This is a genomic window from Salicola sp. Rm-C-2C1-2 (genome assembly GCF_040196175.1).
Taxonomy (GTDB): Bacteria; Pseudomonadota; Gammaproteobacteria; order Pseudomonadales; family Oleiphilaceae; genus Halospina.
In genome coordinates this window covers 21,649-38,208 of record NZ_JBEFNF010000004.1, presented here as the reverse complement: position 1 = coordinate 38,208, position 16,560 = coordinate 21,649, and the positions used below count along the sequence as shown (strand labels likewise).

Genomic DNA, 16,560 nt, shown 5'->3' with positions numbered 1-16,560 from the left:
TCAACAGAACCTTTTTGTTTTTAAAGAAATTTACGCTTGAAAGGTTGTAGAAAGCACCAACATGCCATTCTAAGCCGACACTTATTAATCGCTGTTGTTGCTTTCCTGGCCCAGATCATTATCCCAGGGATGGTCCGCCATGGGCTCCTCGCCCTGAAGCGGCTTATAGCGGTCCCGGAAAGCGTCCATGGTCTTCATGGCCTCATCAAGCTCATCGAACACCGCCACGTGGTAGAGGGCTTCACCCTCGTTGACCATGGGCAGATTGTTCATGCCAATGATGATGCCATTAACGCTACTGGTAACGGACGACTCCAGTCGCCCGAAGGGATCGGCGACAACCGCCAGGCGCTGACCTTCCCTCACCCGATGACCAATCCCCGCAATAGGACGCATGATGCCGTCGGTCTCGGCCCGCATCCAAGTGGAGTTTGAGGCTACCTCGGAGCGCTTGGCAGGACGGTGCCGGCCCCGCCGCCGACTGGGCAGCATCTCCAGCATGCGCATGACACGCAGAATACCGCGCACACCCGTGTTGATAGCCACTTCATCGAACCGTAGTGCCTCGCCTGCTTCATAGGTGATCACCGGAACGTCGGCAGAATCAGCGCAGGCCCGCAGGCTGCCGTCTCTCAGAGACGCGTTGATCACGATGGGTGCGGCGAAGGTTTCCGCCATATCCGCCGTCACCGGATTACGCAACTCCGCCCGGATCTGGGGCAGATTAAAACGGTGACTGGCCCCGGTATGGAGATCAATCACATGGGTTGCGAGATCAAGAACCTGGGTCCGGAACAGATAGGCGATACGCCCGGCCAGAGAGCCTTTCTCGCTGCCCGGAAAGCAACGATTGAGATCCCGGCGGTCCGGCATATAGCGCGACTGGTGCAGGAAACCGAAGACGTTGACGATGGGCACCACCAGCAGCGTGCCGCGCAGACGTTTGAGACTGGTGGTGCGCAGCAGACGGCGGGCAATCTCCACGCCATTAATTTCATCACCGTGAATGGCGCCGCAGACCAGAAGCGTAGGCCCGGGGCGCCGTCCATGGATGACCTCAACCGGAATATGCAACGGGGTCTGGGTGTAGAGACGCCCTATAGGCACCTCTACCTGAAGGCGCTCCCCTGCGGGAATCCGTTCACCGCCCAGACGGAAAGCCGCGCGTTTCGCCATGCTCAGCCCCTCGCCCCTTTGGTGGCGGTGCGCCAGGGGCGAGCCCGCTTCTCGATGAAGTCGATGATCATGCCTGCCACGTTTTTATTGGTGGCCGCTTCAATGCCCTGCAGCCCCGGCGAGGAGTTGACCTCCATGATCAGGGGCCCGCGGCTGGAGCGCAGCAGGTCCACACCGGCCACATTCAGACCCATGGCCTTGGCTGCCATCACCGCCGTCTTACGCTCGGTAGGCGTAATGCGCACCAGAGATGCCTGGCCACCGCGATGCAGGTTGGAACGGAACTCCCCCTCATTTGCCTGGCGTTTCATGGCCGCAATCACTTTGTCTCCGAGGACGAAACAGCGGATGTCCGCGCCCGCCGACTCCTTGATGTATTCCTGCACCAGGATATCCGCCTTCAGACCCATGAAGGCCTCGATCACGCTCTCTGCCGCCTTGCGCGTTTCCGCCAGCACTACACCAATGCCCTGGGTGCCCTCCAGAAGTTTGATGACCACGGGGGTACCGCCGACCATCCGAATCAGGTCAGGTACATCGTCCGGCTTGCTGGCAAAGCCTGTGATCGGCATGCCCAGCCCCTTGCGCCCCAGCAGCTGAAGCGAGCGCAGCTTATCCCGGGAGCGAGTGATGGCCACTGACTCGTTCGCCGGAAATACGCCCATCATCTCGAACTGGCGCAGCACCGCGGCCCCGTAGAAGGTTACCGAGGCGCCAATCCGGGGAATCACCACATCAAACTCCGGCAGTTTTTCACCCCGATAGTGCATGGTTGGGCTGGCCGGCGTAATGTTCATATAACAGTGCAGAAAGTCCAGCACCTGCACCTCGTGATCGCGTTTCTTGGCCTCTTCCACCAGGCGGCGGGTGGAATAGAGACGCTTATTGCGCGACATGATGGCAATTCTCATTGATTACTCCTCATGCGGTTTACCGGCCAGGAAAGAGGCGGAAGGGTCCACACACAGACGCTCTTTCATGGCTGTACGGCCGATCAGCATTCGAAAACGCATTGTATCGCGATTGGTGAGCGTCATCTCGACAGGCCAGCACCAGGGCCCCATGCGCATGGGCGTCAGGATGACATAGCGCATTTCCCGGTGCCCCCCGGAATCGGTCACGACACGCTCGTCCAACAATGGGGTGTCACAACGGATCACCCGGTTCAGATTGCGGCGACTGGGGTGCACGCAGAACTGCACACGGCGCTCACCCGCATGCTCGTAGGCCTCCAGATCAAAGGTATGCAGGCAGGAGGTTCTTGCCCCGGTGTCGACCTTGGCCCGCAGGCGCGGTATGCCAAGATCCGGCATCATCACCCACTCTCGCCAGCCTACCCATTGTAGGTCATGTGTCTGTGCCATGTCCGTCATTGTTTGTCCTGATCCTGTTGAATGGAGACTGGCATCAGCGCACCCCAGGCAATCACAGAGGTGGCAGTGTCATCTGTTGTTCGGGGTGGCACCATAGGGATTCCTGAAAACGGATTGCGTGTCACTATAATCCAAAGCGCTTGTTTCAGCGAACAACCCAGTACCATAGACTTAGACCCGGAGTGACCGTGACCGAACTCATCTGGTTCCGCAATGACTTACGCCTAGGCGACAACCCGGCGGTAACCGCAGCCTGCTCCGGCGATAGCCCGTTGGAAGCATGCTTCCTGGCCGCCCCGAAGCAGTGGGCCGAGCATGATTGGTCGCCCAACCGCACAGAGCTTGTGCTGCGCAGCCTGGAGCAGATTGGGCAGGATCTGGCGGAGCTCGGGATTGCCCTGCATATCCGCACCATTGACCAGTTCGCGGACACCGACGCAGCACTGCTGGCCCTGTGCCGGGAACGCGGCATCACACGGATCCACGCCGGCGAAGAATACGCCGTCAATGAGCGCTCACGAGATCATCGGCTGACCCGTGTGCTGAATAATGAAGGCATCACACTCAATATCTACCGTGACCAGACGGTGGTACCGGTGGATCAGCTGAAAACCGGCAACGGTACCCCCTACACCGTCTTCACCCCCTATTCGCGCCAGTGGTGGCGGTGGGTCGAAAGCCATCCGCCACAGCTGCACCCGGCACCGGGCCCGAGGGGTAAACCGGTGACACCGCCGGTAATCCCCGAGCTCTCTGAATGGCGCAGCGCCAGGGTGGATTGGCTGGACGGCGGCGAAAGCGCCGCGCACAGGGCTCTGGATGGTTTCATTGACCAGCGCCTCCGCGAATACGCCAACCAGCGGGACTACCCCGCCAACCCAGCGACCAGCATGATCTCTCCCTATCTGGCACTGGGTATTCTATCCCCACGCCAGTGTCTGATAGCGGTGCAACAACGTACGGGAGACCCCTCGCCCGCAACCGCTGGGCGAACCTGGCTCAATGAGATCGCCTGGCGGGATTTCTACATCCAGCTGCTCTACCATTTCCCGCGCCTTTCGCGCCATCAGGCCTTCAAAACGGAAACCGAGGCACTGCCCTGGGAGCCTGCGGATGAGCGTTTTGAGGCCTGGAAAGCCGGCCATACCGGTATCCCGCTGGTGGACGCCGCCATGCGCCAGCTGAACACCACGGGATGGATGCATAACCGCCTGCGCATGGTCACCGCCATGTTCCTGACCAAGAACCTTTTCGTGGACTGGCGGCTGGGTGAGCAGTACTTCATGCGCCAGCTGGTGGACGGCTACCTGCCCTCGAACAACGGCGGCTGGCAGTGGAGCGCTTCAACCGGCACGGATGCAGCCCCCTACTTCCGCATCTTCAACCCGGTAACCCAGAGCGAGCGCTTTGATCCGCAGGGCGGTTTCATCCGGCATTGGGTGCCGGAAATCGCCCACCTGGAGAGCAAGAAGCTGTTCAACCCCTATGGGGCGGTGCCGACTTACCCCGCCCCCATCGTGGACCTCAAGGAGAGCCGCAAACAGGCGATTGAGCGCTTCAAGGCACAGGGTAGCGGTTAAGCCAGTCAGAGGGTCAGCTGGCACAGATGGGGCAGGCGGGATCCCTGGGAACTCGCACCTCGCGCCACTGCATGCGCCAGGCGTCCAGGAGGAGAAGGCGGCCCGTGAGCGACTCACCTACACCCGCCAGCAGCTTAATGGCCTCCATCGCCTGGGTCGCGCCTATCATTCCCACCAGCGGCCCGATCACGCCCGACTCGGAGCAGCTCAGCGTGGCCTCGCCCACATCCGAGTACAGGCACTGATAGCAGGGAGCGCCGGCCTGGCCGGGGTCAAAAACCGCAATCTGGCCCTCGGCACGGATGGCGGCACCGGAAACAAGGGGCACGGCCGCATCCACGCACGCCTGGTTCACCGAAAACCGAGTCTGGAAGTTGTCGGTGGCATCCAGAACCAGATGATTCCGGGTCGCCGCGCGGGAAAGCCAGCGCTGTTTCGCCCGCCCCTCAATCGGTTCAATCGTGACGCCGGAGTTAAGCGCCATCGCCCGCGCAGCGAGTGCTTGCGCCTTGGAATGGCCAATATCCGCTTCAGTAAACGCAATCTGACGCTGCAGGTTGGCCAGCTCCACATGGTCATCATCCACTAGCTCAATGTGCCCAATTCCAGCTGCCGCCAGGTAGAGCACCACCGGGCAACCCAGCCCACCAGCGCCCACAACCAGCACACGGCTGTCGGCCAGGGCCTGCTGTCCAGCCACATCAAACTCGGGCATCAGGATCTGGCGGCTGTAACGCTGCAGATCCGAATCAGTGAGTGAGCTCATGCCATCAGTCCTCACGCCTTCCGCCGCTGACCCGCGGATTCCCGGCCAGGTCATGCTGCATAAAACAGGATCCGAACCCTGCCTCTTTCAGCAGAGCCGCTATGGCCAGTGCCTGATCATACCCATGTTCCAGCAGCAGCCATCCGCCCGGCGCGAGCCGTTGCAGCGCTCCGGCCACCAGCGGCCGGATCACATCCAGCCCATCAGCACCGGCGGCCAGCGCACTCTGGGGTTCATAACGCAGATCGCCACAGCACAGATGCGGATCATCTGCTGCAACATACGGCGGATTGGAGACAATCAGATCCCAGGCATCTGTCTCATGAAAAGGTGCCAGGAGATCGCCTTCCACAAAAGTAACCTTCAACCCAAGGGTTGACGCATTGGTCTCAGCAACAGCCAGGGCCTCACCCGACGTTTCACTGGCGGTCACATACCAATCAGGGCGCTCCTGCGCCAGAGCCAGGGCCACCGCGCCGCTGCCGGTCCCCACATCCAGAACCCGCGCCACCTCTGGCAAAGGGCAGGCTATTGCGGCTTCCACCAGAGTTTCAGTATCCGGCCTGGGGATCAGGGTCGCAGGGGTCACCTTCAGAGGTAGCGACCAGAACTCACATTCTTCCGTGATATAAGCGAGTGGCCGGCCACCGGCCCGGGCAGCCACCAGAGTGCGAAACGTTTCGGCGTCATCGTCTCCCACCAGCGCTTCAGGCCAGATGCGGAAACGGCTGGGACTGCAGCCGAGCTGATGGGCAAGCAGCATGCGCGCCTCGCCAGCGGCATTACTCATGCCTGCAGCCTCAAGCCGGCACGCGGCGTCATCGAGCAGTGCCTCAACCCGATCCGCCCCACTCATGCCGAGTCCGCTCCCAGAGCCGCGAGCTGATCAGCTTGGTGTTCCTGCTGGAGGGCTGCGATGATCTCACCCAGATTGCCTTGGATCACGTCATCCAGCCGGTACAGCGTCAGGTTGATGCGGTGGTCTGTCATCCGCCCCTGGGGAAAGTTGTAGGTCCGAATGCGCTCGGAGCGATCCCCACTGCCCACCAGGTTACGCCGCGTATCCGCCTCCTCAGCCTCACGCCGGTCCTGCTCCATTTGCTGAAGACGGGACTGGAGAAAACTCATCGCCCGGTCCCGGTTCCTGTGCTGGGAACGCTCCTCCTGACATTCGATCACCAGCCCCGTGGGAATATGGGTAATGCGGATAGCGGAGTCGGTGGTGTTGACATGCTGGCCGCCAGCGCCGGAGCTTCGGAAGGTATCCACCCGCAGATCGTTCTTGTCGATGGTCACATCTTCCGGTTCGTCGACTTCCGGCAGTACGGCCACAGTACAGGCCGAGGTGTGAATACGACCCTGGGACTCGGTCTCGGGCACGCGCTGGACACGATGCCCCCCGGATTCAAAGCGCAGCTGACCATAGACGCCCTCGCCCTCCACCAGCGCGATCAGTTCCTTGTAGCCGCCGTGCTCGCCCTGGCTCTGGCTGAGCACGCTCACCCGCCACCCCTGATTTTCAGCGTAACGTGAGTACATGCGGAACAGGTCGCCGGCAAACAGAGCCGCCTCGTCGCCGCCGGCACCGGCCCGGATCTCCAGGTAGGCGTTGTTACGCTCGTTGGGGTCACGGGGAAGCATCAGGGTCTGCAGTTCGGCTTCGAGTTCCTCCAGTCTTTTGCGGCTCCGGGCGAGCTCTTCTTCAGCCATGTCACGCATATCCGGATCACCGTCGCCCTGCAGTGCCTCAGCTTCAGCCATGTTGTCCCTGACCTGCCGGTATGCACGATAGGTTTCGACAACCGGCTCAATTTCCGCAAATTCACGGGAAAGATCACGGAACTGCTTCTGGTCACTGATGGTGCCGGGATCAGCAAGCAGAGCACTGATCTCCTCGTGACGCTCCACCAGCTGGTCGAGTCGTCGCGCAATGGATTCTTTCATGATGGGTTCCGGGTACTGGACTCGGTAGGGGTGGCTGGCGCGCTCTGGTGTGACCCATTACTGGAGCCAGAGCTTTCGGTCTCACCAGAGAGGGGCTCCATGCCATGGAGCTCCCGGAGCCAGTCGGTCACCTCAACACGCCCTTCGGCGGTGGCCTTACGAACCTGAACAGTCGGATGGTGCAGGAACTTGTTGGTAAGCGTGCGGGCCATGCTGCGCAGCAGCGTCTCAGGGTCGCCCCCAGAGGCCAGTGAACGCAGGGCCTTGTCCAGTTCCGCGTCACGCACTGATTCCACCTCACCACGGAACTGCTTGAGGGTGGTTACCGCATCCAGTGCCCGCAACTGGTACATAAACTCCGAGGCCCCCTCCTGAACCAGGTGTTCCGCCTCCTCCGCCGCGCCCTCACGGGATTGGCGATTTTCTTCGATGACGCTGTGGAGATCGTCCACCGTGTACAGAAAAATGTCGTTCAGACTCCCCACTTCCGGCTCGATATCACGGGGCACGGCCAGATCCACCATGAATATGGGCTTGTGCTTACGCCGGCGAACAGCCTTTTCCACAGCCCCTTTACCAAGAATGGGCAGCTGGCTGCCGGTAGAGGCGATCACGATGTCCACCGCCGGCAGCTCATCCGGCACTGCGGAAAGCGTGACCGCCCTGCCCTCAAAGCGCAAGGCCAGCTGCTCAGCGCGTTCGATGGAACGGTTGCCCACCGTCATATCACCAACGCCGGCCTGGGCCAGATGCTGGGCCACCAGCTCCATGGTTTCACCCGCCCCGATCAGCAGTGCCGATTTACGACGCATATCAGAGAAGATATGGCGCGCCATGGATACCGCCGCATAGGCGACGGAAACCGGATTCTCACCAATGGCAGTGTCCGTTCGCACACGCTTGGCCACAGAAAAAGCATGTTCAAACAGACGCGACAGGACGGTTCCTGTCGTACCGGCGGCATGGGCCTGATTATAGGCTTCCTTGACCTGACCCAGCACCTGCGGCTCACCCAGCACCATGGAATCCAGGCCACAAGCCACCCGCATCACATGCCGGGCAGCATGCTGGTCTTCATGCACGTAGAGGCATTCCTCGAAGCTTTCGGACTCCACGTCCAGCCATGCCCCCCACCACTCCTCCAGGGCCTGGCGAGAAGAGTGCTCGTCGCCGACCACGTAGAACTCGGTGCGGTTGCAGGTCGACATGACAGCCAACTCCTGCATACCGGGAAGGTGTAACGCATTCTGCAGCGCCGACGCGATCTCGCTCTCCGGGATCGAGACACGCTCGCGTTTTTCCACACTTGCCGTGCGATGGTTGATGCCCAGAACCCACAACGCCATAGACTGGTATTCAGCCCCCTGTAACTATACGCTGCCTAGTGTAACGGTCGACACGCCTCAGTGCTACTGATGCGGCTATACGCCCTTGGGGGTATCGACCGCGCTGTGCCATTATTGAAAGCCTTTCACCGTAGTGGGTTCGAGATGCAGAAACACGCCTGGCTCCATCTTCCCGTCCTTGCTCTGGCTCTGATTCTGGGTGGCTGCTCCAGCCTGGCCACCGATCCTGATGGCGGCGACGCGTCTGTCTCCAACGAGCCGGCCGACGCACCTGAGAGTGGCTCCGACGAGTCGGTTAAAGAATCCGTGGAATCCGCCGTCATGGATTCAGAAGAGGTCGAATACCGGGACTTTCCGCCCGACGTTCTCTTTGCTCTTCTCAGTGCGGAGCTGGCGGCGCAGCGGGGCCGCTACGACGTCACCCTCATGAACTATGCCCAATCCGCTGCCGACACCCGGGATCCAGGCGTCATACGCCGCGCTATGCAGATTGCCCAAGCGCTGGATGCCACCAATGCCCAGCGCCAGATCGCCGGGGTCTGGCTTAAGGTGGAACCCAACCACCCCCAAGCGCTGCGCATCGCGGCACTGGCAGAACTGCGTGAATCCAATCTGGAGCAGGCACTCGCCTACATGGAAACACTCCACGAGCAGGGCGGCGACACGCAGTTTGACACTCTCGCCAATCAGGCGCGGGCCCTGCCGGCTGAAAAACAGCAGCAGATGCTGGAGCTTTATCGGCAACTGCATGAGCGTCACCCGGATACCACGCCCCTCACTTACAGCCTGGCTCTGCTCAATGACAACACCGGTAACAGCGAGCGCGCGCTGGAGCTGACCGATTCGCTGCTGGCAAAGAAAGACAACTACCAGCCGGCCGTCACTCTCAAGGGCAAGCTGTTGCATGATCTGGAGCGCAGCGAACAAGCCCTTGACTACCTGCGCGAGCAGGCCCGGCGCTTCCCGGACAATCGCCGTCTGGGCACGCTCTACGCCCGTGTATTGGTGAATGAGGGTAAGCTGCAGGCCGCGGAGGACGAGTTCGAAGGGCTTATGGAACGTTTCCCGCAGGCCACCGGACTCAGGCTGTCACGGGCACTGGTGGCACTGGAGAACAATCACCTGGATACAGCCCGGACCCATTTGAACAAGTTGCTGACAGAGGGTGTCCACACCAATCAGGCACACTTCTATCTTGGGCGGCTCGCGGACAAACGCGACAACCCCAATGAAGCGCTGCATCATTACAGCCAGGTGCAAAGCGGCAACCATTTCTTCCAGGCCCTGGCGCGTGCCAGTTACCTGCGCGCCGAGAAAGGTGAAATGGAAGCAGTCCGCAACAACCTTGCGAACCTGCGCTCCCAGCTGCCGGATCAGAAAGCACGCCTGTGGCAGATGGAGATCAACCTGCTTCTGGATCTGGGGCATACAGACAAAGCGCTGCAAGTTGCCACCAATGCACTGGAAAACAACCCTGATAACACCGAGATCCGCTACACCCGTGCCATGCTCCGCGAGCAGACCGGCGATATCGAAGGTATGGAATCCGATCTGCGCAAAGTGCTTGAAGCGGAGCCGGAAAATGCCGTAGCCCTGAACGCGCTGGGCTATACCCTGACGGTGCACACTGAGCGTTACGATGAAGCGAAACAGCTCATCATGCAGGCGCTGGAACTCGACCCGGAGAACCCAGCCATTCTCGACAGCGCCGGCTGGCTGCACTATCACCTGGGCGAGTATGAAAAGGCACTGACATATCTTGGAGATGCCTACGAACGTCTCCAGGACCCGGAGATTGCGGCTCACCTCGGGCGCGTGCTCTGGGCAGCGGAGCGTCGGGACGAAGCGCGCGCACTCTGGCGCCGCACCCTGGATGAAACGGAGAACACTGACGCCCTGGGACCACTCCTTGAGATCCTTGAAGCGCTCGACCTCCAGCCGGAGGCCCTGTAATGACAAAGGCCGTACGGCTGCTTGGCGTGACACTCATCGGTCTTGTACTCCAGGGCTGTATGACCGCGCCACCCGCACCACCCCCTGATGACAGCCTCACCCGCGAGCAGCCGGAAGGCTGGCAGGCTCGCAAGGCGCAGCTGAGGACGCTGAACCAGTGGACGCTGCAGGGCAAAGTGGCCGTTCGGCATGACGAGGGCAATGACTCAGCGGTCATCCGCGAGTGGACCCAGAACGGCGATCAGTTCCTGATCGAGATGTCATCGGCGTTCATGGGCATGGGCAGCGTTCGCCTTGAAGGCTCGCCCACCTTCCTGACAATCACAGATTCCGATGGCCAGCAGTACCTCTCTGATGACCCGGACGCCCTGATCCGCGAAACCCTTGGGTGGTCACTCCCCGTTGAGGCGCTTTATGTCTGGGTGCGAGGCCTGCCGCTCCAGAGCAGCCCCGGGGATGTGTTCTTTGACCAACAGGGTCGCGTCAGCCACCTGCGCCAGCAGGGCTGGGAAATCCACTATGGCCGCTATGCTACCCTAGCGGGCATCGACGAGGTACCACACGCCCTCACCGCAACGCGCAATGAACTACGCCTGAGGCTTGTGATCACACGGTGGGAGCCAGGAGCCCCGTGAAGGTCCTTAATCTGCCGGCTCCGGCCAAACTAAACCTGTTCCTCCACATTACCGGACGCCGTGATGACGGCTACCACGAGCTCCAGACGGTTTTCCAGTTTCTGGACCAGTGCGACCACCTGCGGATCAGACCCCGCAACGATGGCAGAATCGTCGTCTTCGGCCCTGATTGGCTGCCTGCAGCGGACAATCTCATCACACGCGCCGCCCAAAGCCTGCGGGTACGCACCGGTACCGGCCTGGGTGCCACCATCGAACTCATCAAACAACTGCCGGCCGGCGGTGGCCTGGGCGGCGGCAGCTCCGATGCAGCCACCACCCTCGTGGGGCTCAACCATCTGTGGGAAACAGGCCTGAGCCGCGCCCAACTGGCAATCCTGGGACTTGAGCTTGGGGCGGATGTACCAGTATTTGTGCATGGCGTCGCCGCCTGGGGTGAAGGTGTCGGTGAGCAGTTGACACCGGTACTACCGCCTGAGCATTGGTATCTGGTGCTCGTGCCAGACGCTGAAGTCAGCACGGGCAAAATTTTTAGTGCTTCTGACTTGACACGTACCACACCAAAACGCAGAATGCGCACCGCTTTTGAGGGAAGCGACGGGCTCAGCAACGACTGCGAGCCTGTTGTGCGGCGAATTTACCCGGCCGTGGATCAAGCTTTCGAATGGCTTGAACGATACGGAAAAGCCCAATTAACGGGCACCGGGGGTTGCGTTTTTTGTCCATTCGAGACAGAATCTGCAGCCATTGACGCATTAGCGAAGATACCCTCAGGCATCAACGGTTTCATAGCCCAGGGCAGAAACCGGTCTCCACTGTACACGCAACTGGGTGAACTGGATTGATGCCAGGTAAAGAGTCAGATGGGGTGTGGCCAAGCGGTAAGGCAGCGGGTTTTGATCCCGTCACGCGCAGGTTCGAATCCTGCCACCCCAGCCATCTTCCTCCTTCCGAACCGCACGAAAGCTCAGACGAACCGCAGAGGGATCCAATCGTGTCGAACCTCATGGTGTTCGCGGGGAATGCCAATCCCCGACTGGCCCGCAATGTCTCAAAACGCCTGAATATCCCGCTCGGTGACGCCACTGTCGCGAAATTCAGCGATGGCGAAACCACGGTTGAGCTCAACGAGAACGTTCGTGGCCGTGATGTCTTCATCCTGCAGTCAACCTGCGCCCCGACCAATGACAACCTGATGGAGCTACTGGTCATGGTGGATGCCCTGCGCCGCGCCTCAGCGGCACGCATCACCGCCGTCGTGCCCTACTTCGGGTACGCGCGCCAGGACCGTCGCCCACGCTCCAGCCGGGTCTCCATCACCGCCAAGCTTGTCGCGGACATGGTCACCAGTGCCGGCATCGACCGCGTTCTGACCGTCGACCTGCATGCTGACCAGATTCAAGGCTTCTTCGACATCCCGGTGGACAACATCTATGCCACGCCCGTACTGCTGGACGACATCGAACGCCAGCATATCAATGAGGACTACGTCATCGTTTCCCCGGATGTCGGCGGCGTGGTCCGGGCTCGTGCCATCGCCAAACTGCTCGACGCGGACCTGGCAATCATCGACAAGCGCCGCCCGCGCGCCAACGACTCCCAGGTCATGCACATCATCGGTGATGTAAAGGATAAGACCTGCATCCTTGTTGACGACATCGTCGACACCGCCGGCACTCTGTGCAAAGCCGCCAATGCGCTCAAAGAGCACGGTGCCACCAGCGTCCGTTCCTACATCGTGCACCCGGTTCTCTCCGGTCCCGCAATCGACAATATCCAGTCCTCACGACTGGATGAGCTCGTCGTAACGGACACGATTCCGCTGAGTGACAAAGGTGCTCAGTGTGATAAAATCCGCTCCCTCGATATGTCGGGCCTGCTCGCGGAGTCCATTCGCCGGGTCTGCAACGAGGAATCCATCAGCGCTATGTTCGACTACAACATCGAGTAGATCGATGGCGTGGTCGCACGGCGTTATTGACTGTTAACCGGCCCGAAAGGCCGATTCAAAACGTCCACGGACCAAGCCTGGTCGCGGGCCCCGTGGATGCCCAGGAGGAACCATGGCACAATCATTTGAACTTGAAGCATTCCAGCGCGACGTCAAAGGGAAAGGTGCGAGCCGCCGCCTGCGTCGCGTTGAGCGCAAGATTCCGGCCATCGTCTATGGCGGCGAAGGCAAGGATCCAATGCCGATCACGCTCTGGCACAATGACCTGAAAAAGGCGATCGAAAACGAAGCCTTCTTCACACACATCATTTCCCTGAGCATCGACGGCAAAAAGGAAGACGTGATCATCAAGGATCTGCAGCGTCATCCCTACAAGCCGATCCTGACTCATGCCGACTTCCAGCGCGTTGAAAAGGGCCACAAGATCAACGTCACAGTTCCGGTCCACTTCCTCAATGAGGAAAGTGCGCCCGCTGTCAAGCTGCAGGGTGGTATCGTCTCCCACGATGCAATGGAAGTCGAAGTGACCTGCCTGCCGGACGATCTCCCGGAGTATCTTGAGGTGGATATGAACGAGGTAGAGATCGAACAGATCGTACACTTGTCCGACCTCAAGCTGCCCAAAGGCGTCGAGATCGTGGCCCTGCAGCATGGTGAAGACCACGATCAGCCCGTGGTTTCGGTGCACAAGCCCAAGGGCCAGAAAGCCAAGGAAGCTGGCGGTGGCGGCAGCGGCTCAGAGGAAGGCGGCGGGTAATAAGCCGCCCTTTCAGGCCCTGCTATGGCATCCGACGCGGTCAGGCTCATTGCCGGGCTCGGCAACCCCGGGCCCAAGTACGCTGGAACCCGCCACAACGCCGGTGCCTGGCTGGTGGAGATGCTTGCTCGGGAAGCCGGGCAGCCCCTGCGCGAGGAACGCAAGTTCCTTGGTTACCACAGCAAGGTAAATTGGCAGGGGCAGGATCTCCACCTGCTCTTTCCTACCACTTACATGAACCACAGCGGTCGTTCGCTCAAGGCCCTCAGCGATTTTTTCCGCATTCCGCCCGAATCCATTCTGGTTGCCCATGATGAGCTCGACCTGCCCGCGGGCACAGCACGGTTCAAGCAGGGTGGCGGCCATGGCGGTCACAACGGGCTGCGGGATGCTGTTAAACACCTGGGGAGCCGCGAATTCCATCGGCTGCGTGTGGGGGTAGGTCATCCCGGCGACAGCAGGCAGGTCATCAACTACGTACTCAGCAATGCAGGCAAGCGGGAAATGAGCGCCATCGAAGCGGCGCTGGAGGAAAGCCTGCGCGCCCTGCCGGACGCTGTCCGTGGGGATTGGAGCGCAGCCATGAATCGCTTGCACGCATTCCGATACGACTAATCACCACTCATTTCTAACTCCGTTAAGGATCACAGGCTATGGGATTCAAATGCGGCATCGTTGGACTGCCCAACGTCGGCAAGTCCACCCTTTTCAACGCGCTGACCAGCGCGGGCATCGATGCGGAAAACTTCCCCTTCTGTACCATCGAGCCCAATGCCGGTGTGGTCTCCGTCCCTGACCCACGCCTCTACCGCATCGCGGAGATCATTAAGCCCGAGAAGACGATTCCCACTACTATGGAGTTCGTCGATATCGCCGGTCTCGTCTCAGGGGCCTCCAAGGGTGAAGGCCTGGGCAACCAGTTCCTGGCCAACATCCGCGAGACCGAAGCTATTGCCCACGTGGTGCGGTGCTTTGAGGACGAAGACATCATGCACGTCTCCAACAGCATCGACCCGGCCTCGGACATCGAGGTGATCAACACTGAGCTGGCACTGGCGGACCTGGCAACCATCGAGAACACCACCAAAAAGACCGAACGCGCCGCCAAGGGTGGCGACAAAACCGCCAAGGCCCAGCTGGAACTATTCGAGCGCATTAAGCCGGTGCTCAACGAGGGCGACCCGGTGCGCTCTATGGACCTGTCCGAGGATGACCAGGCACTGATCCGTGAACTGCACCTGCTCACGGCCAAGCCCACCGTCTATATTGCCAACGTCAACGAGGACGGCTTCGAAAACAACCCGCACCTCGACGCGGTGAACGCCATCGCCGAACGCGAGGGCGCTGGCGTAGTCGCGATCTGCAACAAAATCGAATCCGAGATCGCCGAGCTTGAGGACGAGGAAAAGAGCGAATTCCTCTCCGAGATGGGCATGGAGGAACCAGGCCTGGACCGCGTCATCCGCGCCGGCTACAACCTCCTCGGATTGGAGACCTATTTCACTGCTGGCCCCAAGGAAGTCCGCGCCTGGACCTTCCCCACTGGCTCCACGGCTCCCCAGGCGGCCGGCGTGATCCACACGGACTTCGAACGCGGCTTCATCCGGGCCGAGGTTGTGGGCTACGAGGACTTCATCGCCTACAACGGCGAGCACGGCGCCAAGGAAGCCGGCAAGTGGCGCCTGGAAGGCAAGGAGTACATCGTCCAGGACGGCGACGTCATCCACTTCCGCTTTAACGTCTAGCGCCACCAGACCGGGACTGGCAGCCCATGCGCTGTCAGTCCCGGTAACGCCACGCCGCCCTTCAGCCTTTTCTTGTCCGCCATTCCTTGCATTTCACTGCGCTATAAGCTTGATTTGGCAGAGACATTGCTTATGCAGACGCATTAGCATGAACGCTGTCACACAAGCTAGCCGAGGACGACGACATGCGGATTGGGGTCCCTAAGGAAATCAAGAGCCAGGAATTCCGGGTTGGGCTGACTCCCGAGGGGGTGGGGGAACTGGCAGCACACGGACATGAGGTTTACGTGGAGACCGGCGCTGGCCAGGGTATTGATGCCAGCGACGAGCACTACCAGCAGGCAGGCGCCCATATCCTGCCCCATGCTGAGGCAGTAGTCAGCACGGCGGAACTCATCGTTAAAGTCAAAGAGCCCCAACCCAGCGAATGCGATCTGCTGGGGCCACAGCACATACTGTTCACCTATCTCCACCTGGCGCCGGATCGGGCGTTGACCGACGCCCTCATGAACTCTGGCGCTATCTGCATCGCTTACGAAACCGTTACGGATGACCACGGTCACTTACCGCTCCTGCGCCCGATGTCACAGGTGGCCGGTCGGCTGTCCGCCCAGGCGGGGGCACAGGCTCTGGAAAGCATCTTCGGTGGTCGCGGCCTGCTCATGGGCGGCGTTCCCGGCGTGATGCCAGCCCGGGTAACCGTCATCGGAGGGGGCGTGGTTGGGCAGAATGCCATCCAGATCGCTATGGGCATGGGCGCGGATGTCACGGTGCTGGATCGCAGCCCGGACGTCCTTGAGCGGCTGTCCCATCAATTCGGGCCCGCCCTGAAAACGCTCTATGCCACAGGAACCAGCCTGGAAGGGGCTGTTCTGGACAGTGACCTGGTGATTGGTGCTGTCCTTGTCAGTGGCGCCGGCGCGCCCAAGCTGGTTACGCGGGATATGGTCACGCGGATGAACAGCGGTGCCGTGTTGGTGGACGTCGCCATCGATCAGGGCGGCTGCTTTGAAACCAGTCAGCCCACGACCCATGCCGCCCCCACCTACGTGGTGGATGGTGTCGTCCATTACTGCGTGGCCAATATGCCAGGCGCCGTTCCCAGAACGTCCACACTGGCTCTCACCAATGCCACATTGCCGCATATCCTCAGCATCGCTGACCAGGGCTGGCGCCAGGCATTGCAGGCGGACCGCAACCTGCGTAACGGCCTGAACGTAGCGGATGGCACACTGACGTGCGTTCCGGTGGCACAAAGCCAGGGGCGGAGCGCCACCTCCCCTGAAGACATACTCGGCTGAGGCCATCATTCCCATAGAAAAACCAGACCTGGA

The 16,560-nt window shown here is 60.7% G+C and carries 16 protein-coding genes and 1 tRNA gene; 10 read left to right on the top strand and 7 right to left on the bottom strand.

Going from position 1 to position 16,560, the window contains the following annotated elements:
• Nucleotides 1–84 precede the first annotated feature (84 nt).
• Genes AAF659_RS08680 through AAF659_RS08670 form a run of 3 tightly spaced genes read right to left on the bottom strand, consistent with a single transcriptional unit; the run spans nt 85 to nt 2,540 of the window.
• Nucleotides 85–1,176 (bottom strand): succinylglutamate desuccinylase/aspartoacylase family protein, encoded by a 1,092-nt coding sequence (locus AAF659_RS08680; RefSeq protein WP_349751346.1) that lies wholly within the window; start codon nt 1,174–1,176, stop codon nt 85–87.
• 2 nt (nt 1,177–1,178) lie between these two features.
• Entirely contained in the window at nt 1,179–2,087 is a 909-nt protein-coding gene (rimK, locus tag AAF659_RS08675; protein WP_349751345.1) for a 30S ribosomal protein S6--L-glutamate ligase, read from the bottom strand.
• A gap of 3 nt (nt 2,088–2,090) precedes the next feature.
• On the bottom strand, nt 2,091–2,540 hold the full coding sequence (locus AAF659_RS08670; protein WP_349751344.1) for an ATP-dependent zinc protease family protein: 450 nt from the start codon (nt 2,538–2,540) through the stop codon (nt 2,091–2,093).
• A 197-nt stretch (nt 2,541–2,737) separates the two neighbouring features.
• Between AAF659_RS08670 and AAF659_RS08665 the strand changes: the two genes are divergently transcribed.
• The gene (locus tag AAF659_RS08665; RefSeq protein ID WP_349751343.1) at nt 2,738–4,129 is read left to right on the top strand and encodes a cryptochrome/photolyase family protein; all 1,392 of its coding nucleotides are present in this window, start codon (nt 2,738–2,740) and stop codon (nt 4,127–4,129) included.
• Between the two features lie 13 nt (nt 4,130–4,142).
• Here AAF659_RS08665 and AAF659_RS08660 read toward each other — a convergent pair whose 3' ends face one another.
• The 4 genes from AAF659_RS08660 to hemA are packed head-to-tail and all read right to left on the bottom strand — an operon-like array spanning nt 4,143 to nt 8,185.
• Nucleotides 4,143–4,895, bottom strand: a complete 753-nt coding sequence (locus tag AAF659_RS08660; RefSeq protein WP_349751342.1) for a HesA/MoeB/ThiF family protein — start codon at nt 4,893–4,895, stop codon at nt 4,143–4,145.
• Between the two features lie 4 nt (nt 4,896–4,899).
• A complete protein-coding gene (prmC, locus tag AAF659_RS08655; RefSeq protein ID WP_349751341.1) occupies nt 4,900–5,751 on the bottom strand; it encodes a peptide chain release factor N(5)-glutamine methyltransferase in 852 nt (283 codons plus the stop codon).
• A complete protein-coding gene (gene prfA, locus AAF659_RS08650) occupies nt 5,748–6,839 on the bottom strand; it encodes a peptide chain release factor 1 (RefSeq protein ID WP_349751340.1) in 1,092 nt (363 codons plus the stop codon). The genes prmC and prfA overlap by 4 nt, the downstream gene beginning before the upstream one ends.
• The gene (gene hemA / locus AAF659_RS08645; RefSeq protein ID WP_349751338.1) at nt 6,836–8,185 is read right to left on the bottom strand and encodes a glutamyl-tRNA reductase; all 1,350 of its coding nucleotides are present in this window, start codon (nt 8,183–8,185) and stop codon (nt 6,836–6,838) included. Before hemA ends, prfA begins: the two co-directional genes overlap by 4 nt.
• Before the next feature lie 69 nt (nt 8,186–8,254).
• Here hemA and AAF659_RS08640 point away from each other — a divergent pair, with 69 nt between their 5' ends.
• The 9 genes from AAF659_RS08640 to ald all read left to right on the top strand — a co-directional run bounded on the left by AAF659_RS08640 (nt 8,255) and on the right by ald (nt 16,527).
• Complete coding sequence (locus tag AAF659_RS08640) at nt 8,255–10,138, top strand: tetratricopeptide repeat protein (protein ID WP_349751337.1); 1,884 nt, start codon at nt 8,255–8,257, stop codon at nt 10,136–10,138.
• Nucleotides 10,138–10,773 (top strand): lipoprotein insertase outer membrane protein LolB, encoded by a 636-nt coding sequence (lolB, locus tag AAF659_RS08635; protein WP_349751336.1) that lies wholly within the window; start codon nt 10,138–10,140, stop codon nt 10,771–10,773. Before AAF659_RS08640 ends, lolB begins: the two co-directional genes overlap by 1 nt.
• Complete coding sequence (gene ispE, locus AAF659_RS08630) at nt 10,770–11,618, top strand: 4-(cytidine 5'-diphospho)-2-C-methyl-D-erythritol kinase (protein ID WP_349751335.1); 849 nt, start codon at nt 10,770–10,772, stop codon at nt 11,616–11,618. The genes lolB and ispE overlap by 4 nt, the downstream gene beginning before the upstream one ends.
• Nucleotides 11,619–11,637: 19 nt before the next feature.
• A tRNA-Gln gene (locus AAF659_RS08625) sits at nt 11,638–11,712 on the top strand.
• A gap of 55 nt (nt 11,713–11,767) precedes the next feature.
• Entirely contained in the window at nt 11,768–12,724 is a 957-nt protein-coding gene (locus AAF659_RS08620; RefSeq protein ID WP_095617650.1) for a ribose-phosphate pyrophosphokinase, read from the top strand.
• 112 nt (nt 12,725–12,836) lie between these two features.
• Nucleotides 12,837–13,481, top strand: a complete 645-nt coding sequence (locus AAF659_RS08615; protein WP_349751334.1) for a 50S ribosomal protein L25/general stress protein Ctc — start codon at nt 12,837–12,839, stop codon at nt 13,479–13,481.
• A 24-nt stretch (nt 13,482–13,505) separates the two neighbouring features.
• Nucleotides 13,506–14,096 carry an aminoacyl-tRNA hydrolase gene (gene pth, locus AAF659_RS08610; protein WP_349751333.1) on the top strand — a complete coding sequence of 197 codons (591 nt, stop codon included), beginning with the start codon at nt 13,506–13,508 and terminating at the stop codon, nt 14,094–14,096.
• Nucleotides 14,097–14,134: 38 nt separating this feature from the next.
• The gene (gene ychF / locus AAF659_RS08605) at nt 14,135–15,226 is read left to right on the top strand and encodes a redox-regulated ATPase YchF (RefSeq protein WP_349751332.1); all 1,092 of its coding nucleotides are present in this window, start codon (nt 14,135–14,137) and stop codon (nt 15,224–15,226) included.
• A 185-nt stretch (nt 15,227–15,411) separates the two neighbouring features.
• Nucleotides 15,412–16,527 carry an alanine dehydrogenase gene (gene ald / locus AAF659_RS08600; RefSeq protein WP_349751331.1) on the top strand — a complete coding sequence of 372 codons (1,116 nt, stop codon included), beginning with the start codon at nt 15,412–15,414 and terminating at the stop codon, nt 16,525–16,527.
• The last annotated feature ends 33 nt before the right edge of the window (nt 16,528–16,560 follow it).